The organism is Microbacterium sp. CCNWLW41, from assembly GCF_037083505.1.
The window spans coordinates 24724-38615 of the sequence record NZ_JBAOJP010000018.1 but is presented as its reverse complement, the minus strand read 5'-3'; the positions used below and the strand labels follow the sequence as shown (position 1 = coordinate 38615).

Sequence of the window (13892 nt, the reverse complement as noted above, 5' to 3'; positions counted from 1 at the left end):
ACCTCGACGCCCGAGCCCGCGCACCGCGTCGGCTCCGCGGCACCCCGGCGTCCGGCACCGCTCGCGGAGGCCGGGCCGATCGCCCCCGGCGACCTCAGCGCGGAGGCACTCGCGCTGCGCTACGGACGGACCCCGGTCGTGCACGACGTGTCGCTCCGGCTCCGCCCGGGCCTCGTCACCGCGCTCATCGGCCCGAACGGCAGCGGCAAGTCCACGGTCCTGCGGGCGATCGCGCGTCTGCACCGGATCGAGTCCGGCCGTGTGCGCGTCGGCGACGACGACGCCTCGACGCTGTCGGCGCGCGCCTTCGCCCGCACCGTCGCCATGCTGTCCCAGTCGCGCCCGCACCCGTCCGGCCTCGAGGTGCGCGACGTCGTCGCACACGGCCGCCACCCGCACCGGGGGCGGTTCTCGGGACTGACCGACGCGGACCGCGACGCGATCGAGCGGGCCCTCGCACTCACCGGCCTCACCCGGATGGCGCATCGCCCCGTGGACGAGCTCTCCGGCGGCGAGCTGCAGCGGGTCTGGCTGGCGACCTCCCTCGCGCAGAGCACGGGGATCCTGCTGCTCGACGAGCCCACGAACCACCTCGACCTGCGCTACCAGATCGAGACGCTGGATCTCGTCCGCGACCTCGCCGACCGGGGCACGGCCCTCGGCGTGGTGCTGCACGACCTGGACCACGCGGCGTCCGTGGCGGATCACGTCGTGCTCATGCACGAGGGGCGGGTGCTCGCGGCCGGCACGCCGGCGGAGGTGCTCACCGGCGAGAACCTCTCGCACGCCTACGGCCTGACCATCGACACGGTCCATGACGCCGACACCGGCCGGGTGCGCGTCATCCCGCGCGGACGCCACCACGAACGGCTGCGGCCCGTGCGCGCCGCGGTCCCCGCCTGACCCCGACCCGACTCTTCCCGACACCCGACCGCATCCGAACCCGCGGATGCCCCGAGCTGGAGCCCTCATGCGCAAACCCCTCGCCCTCCTCGCCGTCCTCGGCGCCGTGACCCTCGCCCTCGCCGGATGCGGGACGACGTCCGTCTCCCCGCAGGATTCGGACGCCCCGGCCGCGGCCACGGCCGCCGGCTGCGCCGACGACACGACCAAGACCTCGACGGGCCCGGTCGAGGTGACCGACGCTTTCGGCCGCACCGTCTCTCTCGACAAGCCCGCCGAGCGCGTGGCCGTGCTGGAGTGGCAGCAGATCGAGGACGCCCTGACGCTGTGCGTGACTCCCGTCGCCGTCGCCGACGCCGAGGGCTTCGCCACCTGGGACACGGCGGAGAAGCTCCCCGAGGGCGTGACCGACGTCGGCACCCGGCAGGAGCCGAACCTGGACACGCTGGTCAGCGCGAAGCCGGACCTCGTCATCGTCGAGGCGAACACGCGCGATGACGCGATCATCGGCCAGCTGGAGAAGTACGGGATCCCGGTCCTCGCCACGATCGGCGCGGACGCCAAGGACCCGATCGCGCAGATGCTGTCGACGTTCGACACCATCGCGCAGGCCACCGGTCGCGAGGAGCGCGCCGAGGTCGTGACCGAGGAGTTCGAGAAGCACCTGAAGGACGCGGAGGCGAAGGTCGCAGACGCCGACCCGGCGGTGACGGAGTTCGTCTTCCTCGACGGCTGGGTGGACGGCGGCAACGTGGCCCTGCGCCCGTACGGCGACGGATCCCTCGTGGGCGCCATCGGCATCCGGCTCGGTCTCACCAACGCCTGGACCGGCGAGACGGACCCGGCCTACGGCCTCGGCACCACCGACATCGAGGGCATGACCACGATCGGCGACGCCACCATCCTGCACACCGGCACGGAGGCCGGTGCCGAGGACGACTTCCTCACCGCCGCGGCGAAGAACCCCGCCTGGTCGTCGATCCCGGCCGTGAAGGAGGACCGCGTGCTCGCGTTCCCGTCGGGGATCTGGATGTTCGGCGGGCCGCGCTCGGCGCAGCAGATCATCGACGCGTACGTCGACGTCATCACGAAGTGACCCGCGCGTGCCGCAGCCAGACGAGTCCGCCGCGGTGAGCGGGGGCGCGGTCCTGTCCGCACGCCGCCCGGCTCCCGCAGGACCGGAGGGGCCGGGGGAGGGGGAAGGCACGGACGCCGCGGCGTCCGGCCCCCGGCCCGGCTCCCTGCTCGCCGGGGTCGGCGTGCTGCTGGGCCTGGTCGCGGTGCTGATCCTCGTCGGCGCGTGGCACCTGACGCAGGGCACCAGCGGCGCGGCCCTCGTGGACGCGGACCTCTTCCTCGGCTCACGGCTGCCGCGGCTGGCGGCCGGGGTCGCGGTCGGCGTCGCGCTGGGCGCGGCGGGGGTGCTCATGCAGTCCCTGTCGCGCAACGCCCTGGCCTCGCCGGACACCCTCGGGGTGACCGCGGGGTCGTACCTCGCCGTCACGGCGGTCGCCGCGTTCGGGATCTCCGCGCCGGTGTGGGCCTCGGGCGGGGTCGCGTTCGCCGGAGGTCTCGGCGCGGCGGCGCTCGTGCTCGGGCTCGCCGGCGGCGCGGGATCCTCGACCACGCGCCTCGTGCTCGCCGGATCCGCGCTCGCGCTGGCGTTCCAGGCCGGCACCTCGACGCTGCTGATCCTGTTCCAGGAGGAGACGAAGGGACTGCTCGCCTGGGGCAGCGGCAGCCTCTCCCAGCTCGGCATCGACGCGTTCCTCCAGGCGGCGCCGGTGGTGCTCGTCGCGCTCGCGCTCGCCCTCGTCCTCGCGCGGCGGCTCGACGTGCTCTCCCTCGGCGACGACACCGCGTCCTCCCTCGGCATCCCGGTCCGCTCCACCCGGATCATCGGGATCCTCCTGTCGGTGGTGCTCACCGCCACGGCCGTGACCCTCGCGGGGCCCATCGGCTTCGTCGGGCTGTGCGCGCCGGTGCTCGCGAGGCTGCTGTCGCGGCTGGTCCCGGCGCTCGGCAGGCACATGCTCCTCATCCCGACGGCGGGGCTGCTGGGCGCGGTCGTCGTGATCCTCGCGGACGCGGTGCTGCGGGCCCTCATCGGCGCCGAGGGCGCCCTCGCGGTGCCGACCGGTGTGGCCACCACGGTCCTCGGCGCGATCGTCCTCGTCCTCATGGCGCGGCGCCTGCGGGACTCGGGACCGACCCGCCAGCCGCCGAGCATCCGCTCCGGCGTGCGCAGCGCAGGCCGGTTCCGCATCGTGCTCGTGCTCGGCGTCGTCGCGCTCGCGGCGGTCATCCTCATCGGGCTGCTGCTGGGGAGCACGGCCCTGCTCACCGGCGACATCGCCCTGTGGCTGCAGGGGCAGGCCCCGCCGCAGATCGCCTTCGCGCTGGACGAGCGCTCCCCCCGTGTGATCGCCGCGGTCACCGCCGGCGCGGCCCTCGCCCTCGCCGGCGCGCTCACCCAGGCGGTCAGCCGCAACCCGCTCGCCGACCCGAGCCTGCTCGGGATCACGGGGGGCGCCGGGCTCGGCGCGGTGCTCGTCGTGACCAGTGCGGCCGCCTCCACGTTCGGCATGCTGGTCGGCGCGGTCGTGGGCGCGCTCGCCGCCTTCGTGCTCGTGTACCTCCTCGCCTGGCGCGGCGGGATCAGCGCCGACCGGTTCATCCTCATCGGGATCGGGATCTCCTACGCCGCCGTGGCGCTGACGACGTTCGTGCTGCTGCGCAGCGATCCGTGGAACACCCCGAAGGTCTACACCTGGCTGTCCGGGACCACCTACGGGCGGATCTGGGAGCAGGTGATCCCGCTCGGGATCGCCCTGCTCATCGCGCTGCCGCTCGTCTTCGCGCAGCGCCGGGACCTCGACGTGATCGCGCTGGACGAGGACACCCCGCGCCTGCTGGGCGTGGGGCTGGAGCGCTCCCGGCTCCTCCTGCTCGTGGTCGCGGCGCTGCTGGCGGCCCTGAGCGTGGTCGCGGTCGGCGTGATCGGGTTCGTGGGGCTCGTCGCCCCGCACGCCGCCCGCGCTCTCGTGGGCGCGCGGCACACCCGGGTGATCCCCGTGGCCGTCCTCCTGGGCGCCGTGCTCGTCGGGGCCGCCGACGTGCTCGGGCGGACGGTCATCGCACCCGCGCAGCTGCCGGCGGGGCTGATCGTGGCGTTGCTCGGCGCACCGTACTTCGTCTGGCTGCTCTGGCGCTCGCGCGACGTCTGACGCGACGCGGGCGCCGGCACGGCCGCGGCGGATCGCTCAGGACGGATCGAGGACGAGCCGGTAGCCCATGCCCTGCTCGGTGAGCAGGTGCACGGGCGACCCGGGCACCCGCTCGAGCTTCTTGCGGAGCTGCGAGAGGTACAGCCGCAGATAGCCGGTGTCGGCCACCTGCTCGGTGCCCCAGATCTCCCGCAGCAGCTCCTGCCGCGTGACGAGGGAGCCCGGGTGGCGGGCCAGGTGCTCCAGGATCCGCCATTCGGTGGGGGTGAGGTGCACCCGCTCGCCGGCGCGCGTCACGGTCTTGGCGGACAGATCCACCTCCACGTCCCCGAAGGACACGACCGCCTCCGCGGGAGCCGTCGTCCGGCGCCGGGCGAGGGCGCGCAGCCGCGCCAGGAGCTCGTCGATCTGGAACGGCTTGGTCACGTAGTCGTCGGCTCCGGCGTCCAGGGCCTCGACCTTGTCGGCGGATCCGGTCCGTCCGGAGACCACCAGGATCGGCACGTCGCTCCACCCGCGGATCGCCTGGATGACGCCCATGCCGTCCAGCCGCGGCATCCCCAGGTCCAGCAGCACGATGTCCGGCCGCGACTGCACGGTGGCGGTCACGGCCGCGGCGCCGTCCGGCACCGCCACGACGTCGTACCCGTGCGCGGCCAGGGTGATCCGCAGCGCGCGCACGAGCTGGGGGTCGTCGTCGGCGACGAGCAGCTTCATCGTCCCTCCTCGGGGTCGGGGGATGCGCGGTGGTCCAGGGGCCGTAGCGCTCCGAGGCGCGACGCGCCGGGTCCGGCGGCCAGGGTCGCGTCCCCATCCTCGCCGGCTGACGGGCGAGGGGACGACCCGGTCTGATCCTCGCGAGCCGTGGCCAGGGGCAGGGAGACCACCATCGTCAGCCCGCCGCCGGGGGTGTCCTCCGCCGCGAGCGTGCCGCCCATGCCCTCGGTGAACCCGCGGGACAGGGCCAGGCCCAGGCCGAGGCCCGTGGCGTTGTCGGTGTCGCCGTGGCGCTGGAAGGGGAGGAATGCGCTCTCGCGACGGTCCTCGGGGATGCCCGCGCCGCGGTCGACGACCCGGATCTCCGCCCGGGCGCCGAGGCTGCTCGTCGAGACGTGCACCCGGGTGCCCGCCGGGGCATGCCGGACGGCGTTGGTGAGCAGGTTCACCAGGACGCGGCGGAGCAGGACCGGATCGGCCCAGAGCGGCGCGAGGTCGGCGTCGAGCGCGAGCTCGATCTCATCCGGACCGAGCGACAGCTCGTCCAGGGCGGCGAGCACGATCCCCGCGCCGTCGACCGGTCCCCAGGACACGGCGAGCACCCCGGCCTCGACCCGGCTGACGTCGAGGAGGTCCGTCACCAGCCGGGAGAGGGTGTCCAGGCTCTCGTCCGCGGTGGCCAACAGCTCCGCACGGTCCTCAGGCGACAGCCCGTGCGTTCCGCGCAGCCCGCCCACGGCCGCCATCGCGGCGGCGAGGGGGCGCCGCAGGTCGTGACTGAGCGCGGACAGCAGCGCGCTGCGCACGCGGTCGGTCTCGGCCAGCACCTCCGCCTCGCGGGCGGTCTCCCGCAGCTCCGAATGCTCGATGGCCGCCGCGAGCTGGGCGACGATCGCGTCGCGCAGCCGCCGGCCGGCGGCGTCGAGCGGGTCGCCGTGCAGCTCCAGCGTCGCCCGCGGCTGTCCGTCCGCGCCGCGCCCGACCGGGACGGAGGTGGACCGGCCGTCCGGGAGGGGCTCGCCGTCCCTGGCCAGGATCGTCCCGTCCGCCGCGACGAGGCGCACGCCGCTCAGGCCGAACGCCTCGCGCATCCGGCTCACCAGCGCCGTCGGTGCGCTGTCGCCGCGCAGCACGTTCCCGGCGACACCGGCGAGCAGCTCCGCCTCCGCCGCGGCCCGCTGCGCCGCGCGCGCCCGGCGTGCCGCCTGGTCCACGACGACGCTGACGAGCACCGCGATGACGACGTACAGGACGAGCGCGAGGGCGTGCAGCGGATCCGCGATCGTGACGGTGAACAGCGGCTCGACGAAGAGGAAGTCCAGGGTCAGGCCGGAGAGGACCGCGGCGAACAGCGCGGGGCGCAGTCCGCCGACCAGCGCCACCACGACGACGAGCAGCTGGTAGGCGAGCACGTCCGAGGTGATCGACGCCTCCGAGCGCAGGGAGAACAGGAGCCAGGAGAGCAATGGCCCGCCGACGAGCGCGATCGCGAGCCCGAGGATCTGCCGCCGCCACCCCAGCGCGCCGCCGGTGATACGCGGAAGCCGGCCGTGTCCGCCCGCCGCGGCATGCGTCACGATGTGCACGTCGATCGCCCCGGCCAGGCGGATGACCTCCGCCCCGATCCCGGGGCCGGTGAGAGCCGCGGAGAACCGGCCTCGGCGGCTCACACCGATCACGAGCTGCGTCGCGTCCACGGACTGGGCGAACTCCACCAGGGTCCGCGCGACGTCGTCTCCGACGAGCTGGTGCATCGTCCCGCCCAGGGACTCGACGAGGGCGCGCTGAGCCGTCAGGGCGCCCGGCGCGTCCGCGCGCAGGCCGTCCTGCGTGGACACGTGCACCGCGAGAAGCTCGCCGCCGGCGGCGCGGGCGGCGATCCGCGCTCCGCGTCGCAGGAGCGTCTCCCCCTCCGGGCCCCCGGTGAGGGCGACGACCACGCGCTCCCTGGCCTGCCACGCGCCGTCGATCCCGTGCTGGCTGCGGTACGAGCGCAGGGCGCTGTCCACCTCGTCGGCCAGCCACAGCAGGGCGAGCTCGCGCAGCGCCGTGAGGTTGCCGAGACGGAAGTAGTTCGACAGCGCGGCGTCGATCCGCTCGGCCGGATAGACGAGCCCGGCGGAGAGGCGGTCCCGCAGCGACTCCGGCGCCAGGTCGACGACCTCGATGCCGTCGGCGGCCCGGACCACCTCGTCGGGCACCGTCTCCTGCTGGGCGATGCCGGTGATCTTCTCCACGACGGCGTTCAGGGACTCGATGTGCTGCACGTTGACGGTCGTCACCACGTCGATCCCGGCGTCGAGGAGGTCCTGGACGTCCTCCCAGCGCTTGGCGTGCCGGGAGCCGGGGGCGTTCGTGTGCGCGAGCTCGTCGACCAGCGCCAGCTCCGGAGCCCGGGCGAGCACGGCGTCGAGGTCCATCTCGTCGAGCACGACGCCGCGGTGCGCGACCGTCCGCCGCGGGATCTCCTCCAGCCCCTCGGCCTGCGCGCGCGTCGCGGCGCGCCCGTGGGTCTCCAGGACCGCGACGACCACGTCCTGTCCGCTGTCGCGCAGGCGCCGGCCCTCCGTCAGCATCTCGAACGTCTTGCCGACGCCGGGGGCCGCGCCGAGCAGGACGCGCAGGCGACCGCGCGGCCGCCCGCCGGGGCGCCCGCGCGGCGGCGATCCGCCTGCGTCGGTCATCGGCCCTCCCGGTCCTGCGCGTCGAGCGCGGTGTTGAGCTCCAGGACGTTGACCCGTGGTTCGCCGAGGAATCCCAGGTCTCGATTCTGCACCCGCGACTCGACGAGCGCGCGCACGTCGTCGGCGGCGATCCCGCGTGCCTCGGCCACACGGGGGACCTGCAGCAGCGCGTACGGGAGGCTGATGTCCGGATCCAGGCCGGAGCCGGAGGCCGTGACGGCGTCGGCGGGGACGGCGTCCTCCGAGACCCCTTCGCGGACGGCGATCTCGGCCCGACGTGCGGCGATCGCCTCGACGAGCTCCGGATTCGTCGGGCCCAGGTTGGATCCGCTCGACGACGACGGGTCGTAGCCGTCGCCGGCGGCGGAGGGGCGGGGGAAGAAGGACGAGAGGTCGTCCTCGGCGGGGAGCTGCCCGATCAGCGCGCTGCCGACGGGCTCCTCCCCGCCCGGCCAGCCCCCGGTCCGCTCCCCGGCGGCGTCGACCTGCGAGCCGTTCGCCTGCCACGGGAAGACGAGCTGCCCGATGCCGGTGAGAGCGAGCGTGTACCCGACGCCGAGCAGGAGCGTGAGCACGAGCATGGCCCGCAGGGCCACGGCCCCGGTGCGGACGGAGGTGCGGAGGTTCATGGGAGACCTTTCGGAGAGGGGTCAGAAGCCGGGGAAGAGGCTCACGACGAGGTCGATGAGCTTGATGCCCACGAACGGGACGATGACGCCGCCGATGCCGTACACGAGGAGATTGCGCCGCAGGATCTGCGCGGCGCCGGCCGGCCGGTAGCGCACGCCGCGCAGGGCGAGCGGGATGAGGAACACGATCACGATCGCGTTGAACACGATCGCGCTGGTGACAGCCGAGGCGGGGGAGTGCAGGCCCATGATGTTCAGCGCGCCGAGGCCGGGGAAGGCCCCCATGAACATGGCGGGGATGATCGCGAAGTACTTCGCGATGTCGTTGGCGAGCGAGAACGTCGTGAGCGCGCCCCGGGTGATGAGCAGCTGCTTGCCGATCCGCACGATGTCGATGAGCTTGGTGGGGTCCGAGTCGAGGTCCACCATGTTCCCGGCCTCCTTGGCGGCGGAGGTCCCGGTGTTCATGGCGACGCCGACGTCGGCCTGGGCGAGCGCCGGCGCGTCGTTCGTGCCGTCCCCCGTCATGGCGACGAGGCGCCCGCCCTCCTGCTCCCGGCGGATCAGCGCGAGCTTGTCCTCGGGCGTGGCCTCGGCGAGGTAGTCGTCGACGCCCGCCTCGGCGGCGATGGCCTTCGCCGTCAGCGGGTTGTCCCCGGTGATCATCACGGTGCGAATGCCCATCCGGCGCAGCTCGCCGAAGCGCTCGGCGAGCCCCTCCTTGACGACGTCCTTGAGGTGCACCACACCCAGGACGCCTCCGGTCGTCGCTCGCTCGACGACCGGGGCCGCGACGGCGACGACGAGCGGGGTCCCGCCGGAGGCGGCGATCTCGTCCGCGAACCGGGCCGCCTCGGCAGCGGCCGCGTCCTCCGCCCCGCCCTCCTCCGCCAGCCAGGCGCGGATCGCCGAGGCGGCGCCCTTGCGGATGCGTGTGCCGTCCGGCAGGTCCACGCCGCTCATCCGCGTCTGCGCCGTGAACGGCACGGCGACCGCGTCCTCGGGGGCCTGGACGGCGACCCCGCGCGCGGCGGCGAGCTCCACGATGGAGGCTCCCTCGGGCGTCGGGTCTGCGAGGGAGGACAACGCGGCCGCCCGCAGCAGCTCCTCGGCGGACCCGTCGCCGACGGGGCGCACGTCCGTCGCCCGCCGGTTTCCGTAGGTGATGGTGCCGGTCTTGTCCAGCAGGAGCGTCGTGACGTCGCCGGCCGCCTCGACCGCGCGCCCGGACATGGCCAGGACGTTGCGCTGCACGAGCCGGTCCATGCCGGCGATGCCGATGGCCGACAGCAGCGCTCCGATGGTGGTGGGGATGAGGCAGACGAGCAGGGCCACGAGGACCGGGATCCCCACGGGGGAGGACGAGTACGCCGCGATGGGGCCGAGCGCGAGCACGACCACCAGGAACACGATGGACAGGCTCGCGAGCAGGATGTTCAGCGCGATCTCGTTGGGGGTGCGCTGGCGGTCGGCGCCCTCGACGAGCGCGATCATGCGGTCGACGAAGGTCTCCCCCGGCTGGGACGTGATGCGCACGACGATCCGGTCCGACAGCACGCGCGTCCCGCCGGTCACGGCGCTGCGGTCGCCGCCGGACTCGCGCACGACCGGGGCGCTCTCGCCCGTGATCGCCGACTCGTCCACCGTGGCGATCCCGGAGACGATGTCGCCGTCGCCGGGGATCGGCTCCCCCGCGGTCACGACGACCACGTCGCCGAGCCGCAGGTCCGCCGACGACACCTCCTCGGTCGCGGCGTGCGCGGCGTCCGGATCCGTCGCCTCGTCGTAGTCGACGACGCGGCGCGCGGTCGTGCTGGTCCGGGTCTTCCGCAGCGTCGCGGCCTGCGCCTTGCCGCGGCCCTCCGCCACGGACTCCGCGAGGTTCGCGAACAGCACCGTGACCCACAGCCATCCGGCGATCGCGGCCGTGAAGCCGGCGGGCACCGCGGCTCCGCCGGACGCGTCCGAGCCGAGGAACGGCTCGGCGATCGCGAGCACGGTGGTGAGGGCCGCGCCGGCCCAGACGAGCAGGATCACGGGGGTGCGCAGGAGCCGCGCGGGGTTGAGGCGGCGCAGCGCGCCCGGGAGAGCGGCGACGAGCTGCCGCGGCCCGAACGCGCGCGGCGTGCGGGAGGAATGGTCCGGCGCGGACGGTTCTGCGACGGACGAGGGGTCGGGGACCGGGGCGCGGTCGGTGTCGGTGAGGGTCATGTCAGACGAGTCCTTCGGCGAGGGGCCCGAGCGCGAGCACGGGGAAGTAGGTGAGGGCGGTGACGATGACGGTCACCGCGGCGAGGAGCCCGGCGAACTGCGGGCGATGGGTCGGCAGGGTGCCCGCGGTCTCCGGGACCCGGTCCTGCGCGGCGAGCGAGCCGGCCAGCGCGAGCACGAGCACGATCGGCAGGAACCGGCCGAGGATCATCGCCACACCGAGCGCCGTCGCGAGCCACGGCGTGCTGGCGGTGAGTCCCGCGAAGGCCGAGCCGTTGTTGTTGGCGGCCGAGGTGAACGCGTAGAGCACCTCGCTGAGACCGTGCGGCCCCGGGTTGAGGATGCTGGTGGACACCACCTCCTCGCGGATGCCGGGGAGGGCGAAGCTCAGGGCGGTCCCGCCGAGCACGAGGGTCGGCACGACGAGGATGTAGAGGCTCGCGAGCGTGATCTCCCGCGGGCCGATGCGCTTGCCGAGGTACTCCGGGGTCCGTCCGACGAGCAGCCCGCCGACGAAGACGGCGAGCACGGCGAGCACGAGCATCCCGTAGAGTCCGGATCCGACGCCGCCGGGGGCGACCTCGCCGAGCATCATGTTGAGCATCGGCATCATGCCGCCGAGCGCCGTGTAGGAGTCGTGCATCGAGTTCACGGCGCCGGTCGAGGTGAGCGTGGACGCGCTGCCGAACAGCGTGGACCCGAAGATCCCGAACCGCTGCTCCTTGCCCTCCATGGCGCCGCCGGCGAGCGCGGGGGCCGCGCCGTTCCCCGCCGCCTCCAGCGCGGTCAGCGCGGCGGTCGAGACGAGGAAGATCCCGGCCATCACCCCGGCGATCGCGTACCCCTGGCGATCGTCGCCGATCATCCGGCCGAAGGCGCGGGGAAGCGAGAACGGGATCGCGAGGATCAGCAGGATCTCGACGAGGTTCGTCCACGGCGTGGGGTTCTCGAACGGGTGCGCGGAGTTGGCGTTGTAGAAGCCGCCGCCGTTCGTGCCCAGGAGCTTGATGACCTCCTGGGAGGCGACCGGGCCGCCCGGCAGCGCCTGCGTGCCTCCGGAGAGGGTCTGCATCTCGGTGAACCCGGCGAGGTTCTGCGCGACGCCGCCCGCGAGCAGCACGAGGGCGCCGAGGACCGCGACCGGCACCAGGAGCCGGACGAGGCCCCGGATCAGATCGACCCAGAAGTTCCCGATGGTGCCGCTGCCGCGCCGCGCGAAGCCGCGCACCAGCGCGACCGCCACCGCGATCCCCACGGCGGCGGAGGCGAAGTTCTGCACCGTGAGGCCGGCGAGCTGCACGAGGTGCCCCACGGTCTGCTCCGGCGAGTAGGACTGCCAGTTGGTGTTCGCGACGAACGAGGCGGCGGTGTTGAACGCGATGGGCTCGGGCACGGGCGGAAGGCCCAGCGAGAGGGGGAGCACGGCCTGCGCGCGTTGGAGCAGGTAGAGCAGGATCAGCCCGACGACCGAGAACGCGAGCAGGCTCCGCGCGTAGGAACGCCAGGTCTGCTCCGCCGTCGCGTCGACGCCGATGAGCCGGTAGATGCCGCGTTCGACGCGCAGGTCCTTCGCCCCCGTGTAGATGCGGGCGATGGCGTCGCCCAGGGGGCGGTAGAGCAGGACGAGGGCGACGAGGAGCACGCCCGCCTGCAGAATGCCGAAGCCGATGGTAGCCGCGTCCATCAGAACCGCTCCGGGGCGATGAGTGCGACGAGGAGGTAGCCGATGGCGGCGACGGCCAGGACGGCGGCGAGGATCTGCAGGACGATCATCCGCGCTCGCCTCCGTCCACGGCTTCGCGGCGGGTGGGGCGGCGGGCGGGAGCGCCGATGCGCTCCGCGCCCCTCGCCGCCATCGCGACGAGCAGGAACAGCGCGAGCGTCAGCGCCAGATAGAGGAGATCGAACACGGATCGATCTCACTGCCCGGGCGGGCCGCGAACGGCGATCCTCACGGAATCCCTACGGCGGCCGGGCGGACCCATGCGGATCCCTGACAGCGGGCCCGGTCCCGGCCCGCTGGGCACGGACCGGCGCGGAGACGGCGGTCAGCGCGCGGGTGCGGTGGGCCAGTCCTCGGCGAGCACGGCGTAGTCCATGCCGTCCATCCACTCGCCGGACCGGTGCAGCGCCGTGCGCCGGCTGTGCTCCTCGCGACGCATCCCGATCCGCTCCATCAGCCGCCACGACGGCTCGTTCGCGGCGAAGCACCCCGCGTGCACGCGGCGCAGCCCCAAGGGTCCAAAGCAGGCGTCGATCACCGCGCGGACGGCCTCGGTGGCGTAGCCGCGCCCGGCGTGGGCGGGATCCAGCACCCAGCCGAGCTCCGCCTGCGTGCCCCGCGCCGCGTCGACGATCTCGGCCTGCGCCCAGCCGTCCTCGATGCGCACCATCAGGTCGCCGACGATGACGGGGTCCTCCCCGGGCTCGCGGCGCACGATGACGAACGTCGTCGCCAGGCGCTCGGGGTCCGAGTACGTCTCGTGGAACGCCGCGCGGGTGGCCGGCGCGCGACCCAGCCACCGGTTCACCTCCGGGAGCCGGCGGTACGCCCAGACGGCGTCGAGGTCGGCGGGGGCGCAGCGACGGATCTCCAGGCGCTCGGTGCGCAGGGGCCAGGGCTCGGCGGCGGTCGATGAGGTCACGGCGCCAGGCTATCGACCGGCAGGGACAGACGCGGGTGTCCCGACGTGGCAGTCTCGATGCATGCCCTCCGCCGCCGATCCCGACGAGCTCGCCACGGTCGGCGCCGTCGCGGCGTCGCTCGGCGTGACGGTGCGGACCCTGCACCACTGGGACGCCATCGGACTCGCCTCGCCGTCGCGGCGCACGTCCGGCGGATACCGCGCGTACGACCCGGCCGATGTCGCGCTCCTGCGGCGCATCGTGCTTCTCCGCGAGCTCGGCGTGCCCCTCGCGGGCATCCGGACCCTGCTGTCCGCCGGGGCCGACGAGCGCCGTGCGGAGCTCACGCGGCGCCGCGCGGAACTGGACGAGCGGATCGCCCGGCTGCAGGAGGTCGCCGCGGCGGTCGACCGGCTCATCGCCGCCGACGCCACCGGCCCGCTCCTTCCCGCCGACGAGGCGACGGAGGTGTTCGGCGAGGACTGGGACCCGGCGTGGACGACCGGGGCGCGCGAGCGCTGGGGGGATTCCCCGCAGTGGGCCGAGTACGCCGAGCGGGCGGCCGAGCGGGACGCCGACGACTGGCGGGCCGTCGTGGGCGAGCTTGAGGGGGTGCTGACGGCCTGCGCGGAGGCGTTCCGTGCGGGCGTCCGGCCCGAGGAAGATCGTGCCGCCGCGCTCGTGGAGCGGCACAGACAGGCGATGAGCGGCTACTTCCACTGCACGCCGTCGATGCACGTGATCATGGCGCAGACCTTCTCCGGGGAGCACGCCGCACATTACGACGGCTACGCTCCCGGTCTCGGGGAGTGGCTGCGCGCCGCGGTCGAGGCGTCCGCCCGCGCCCGCGGCATCGATCCGGCCCGCGCGCGGTGGGAGTGACGCCGGGTCCTCCG

Annotated in this window: 12 protein-coding genes; 4 read left to right on the top strand and 8 right to left on the bottom strand. The window is 74.3% G+C overall.

Annotated features, from left to right (window positions below):
• The first annotated feature begins 78 nt into the window (after nucleotides 1-78).
• The 3 genes from V6R91_RS35615 to V6R91_RS35605 all read left to right on the top strand — a co-directional run bounded on the left by V6R91_RS35615 (nucleotide 79) and on the right by V6R91_RS35605 (nucleotide 4130).
• Nucleotides 79-903, top strand: coding sequence for an ABC transporter ATP-binding protein (locus V6R91_RS35615; protein WP_271061014.1), 825 nt, complete (start codon nucleotides 79-81; stop codon nucleotides 901-903).
• 67 nt (nucleotides 904-970) lie between these two features.
• Nucleotides 971-1999, top strand: a complete 1029-nt coding sequence (locus V6R91_RS35610) for an iron-siderophore ABC transporter substrate-binding protein (protein ID WP_271061010.1) — start codon at nucleotides 971-973, stop codon at nucleotides 1997-1999.
• Between the two features lie 7 nt (nucleotides 2000-2006).
• Entirely contained in the window at nucleotides 2007-4130 is a 2124-nt protein-coding gene (locus V6R91_RS35605) for an iron ABC transporter permease (RefSeq protein WP_336399253.1), read from the top strand.
• A 36-nt stretch (nucleotides 4131-4166) separates the two neighbouring features.
• On the opposite strand, the gene V6R91_RS35600 is transcribed toward V6R91_RS35605, so the two are convergent.
• From V6R91_RS35600 to V6R91_RS35565, 8 genes are all read right to left on the bottom strand, one after another.
• On the bottom strand, nucleotides 4167-4847 hold the full coding sequence (locus V6R91_RS35600; RefSeq protein ID WP_067250382.1) for a response regulator: 681 nt from the start codon (nucleotides 4845-4847) through the stop codon (nucleotides 4167-4169).
• Entirely contained in the window at nucleotides 4844-7531 is a 2688-nt protein-coding gene (locus V6R91_RS35595; protein ID WP_336399252.1) for a sensor histidine kinase, read from the bottom strand. Before V6R91_RS35595 ends, V6R91_RS35600 begins: the two co-directional genes overlap by 4 nt.
• Nucleotides 7528-8160 (bottom strand): potassium-transporting ATPase subunit KdpC, encoded by a 633-nt coding sequence (gene kdpC, locus V6R91_RS35590; protein WP_231819263.1) that lies wholly within the window; start codon nucleotides 8158-8160, stop codon nucleotides 7528-7530. The genes V6R91_RS35595 and kdpC overlap by 4 nt, the downstream gene beginning before the upstream one ends.
• Before the next feature lie 21 nt (nucleotides 8161-8181).
• Nucleotides 8182-10371, bottom strand: a complete 2190-nt coding sequence (gene kdpB / locus V6R91_RS35585) for a potassium-transporting ATPase subunit KdpB (RefSeq protein WP_336399251.1) — start codon at nucleotides 10369-10371, stop codon at nucleotides 8182-8184.
• 1 nt (nucleotide 10372) lies between these two features.
• Nucleotides 10373-12055 (bottom strand): potassium-transporting ATPase subunit KdpA, encoded by a 1683-nt coding sequence (kdpA, locus tag V6R91_RS35580; RefSeq protein ID WP_336399250.1) that lies wholly within the window; start codon nucleotides 12053-12055, stop codon nucleotides 10373-10375.
• Complete coding sequence (locus V6R91_RS35575) at nucleotides 12055-12144, bottom strand: potassium-transporting ATPase subunit F (RefSeq protein ID WP_067247885.1); 90 nt, start codon at nucleotides 12142-12144, stop codon at nucleotides 12055-12057. The genes kdpA and V6R91_RS35575 overlap by 1 nt, the downstream gene beginning before the upstream one ends.
• Nucleotides 12141-12281, bottom strand: coding sequence for a hypothetical protein (locus tag V6R91_RS35570; protein WP_336399249.1), 141 nt, complete (start codon nucleotides 12279-12281; stop codon nucleotides 12141-12143). The genes V6R91_RS35575 and V6R91_RS35570 overlap by 4 nt, the downstream gene beginning before the upstream one ends.
• A 138-nt stretch (nucleotides 12282-12419) precedes the next feature.
• Nucleotides 12420-13016: a GNAT family N-acetyltransferase gene (locus V6R91_RS35565; protein WP_271061005.1), complete on the bottom strand. Its 597-nt coding sequence runs from the start codon at nucleotides 13014-13016 to the stop codon at nucleotides 12420-12422.
• Between the two features lie 61 nt (nucleotides 13017-13077).
• Here V6R91_RS35565 and V6R91_RS35560 point away from each other — a divergent pair, with 61 nt between their 5' ends.
• Nucleotides 13078-13878: a MerR family transcriptional regulator gene (locus V6R91_RS35560; RefSeq protein ID WP_336399248.1), complete on the top strand. Its 801-nt coding sequence runs from the start codon at nucleotides 13078-13080 to the stop codon at nucleotides 13876-13878.
• Nucleotides 13879-13892 lie beyond the last annotated feature (14 nt).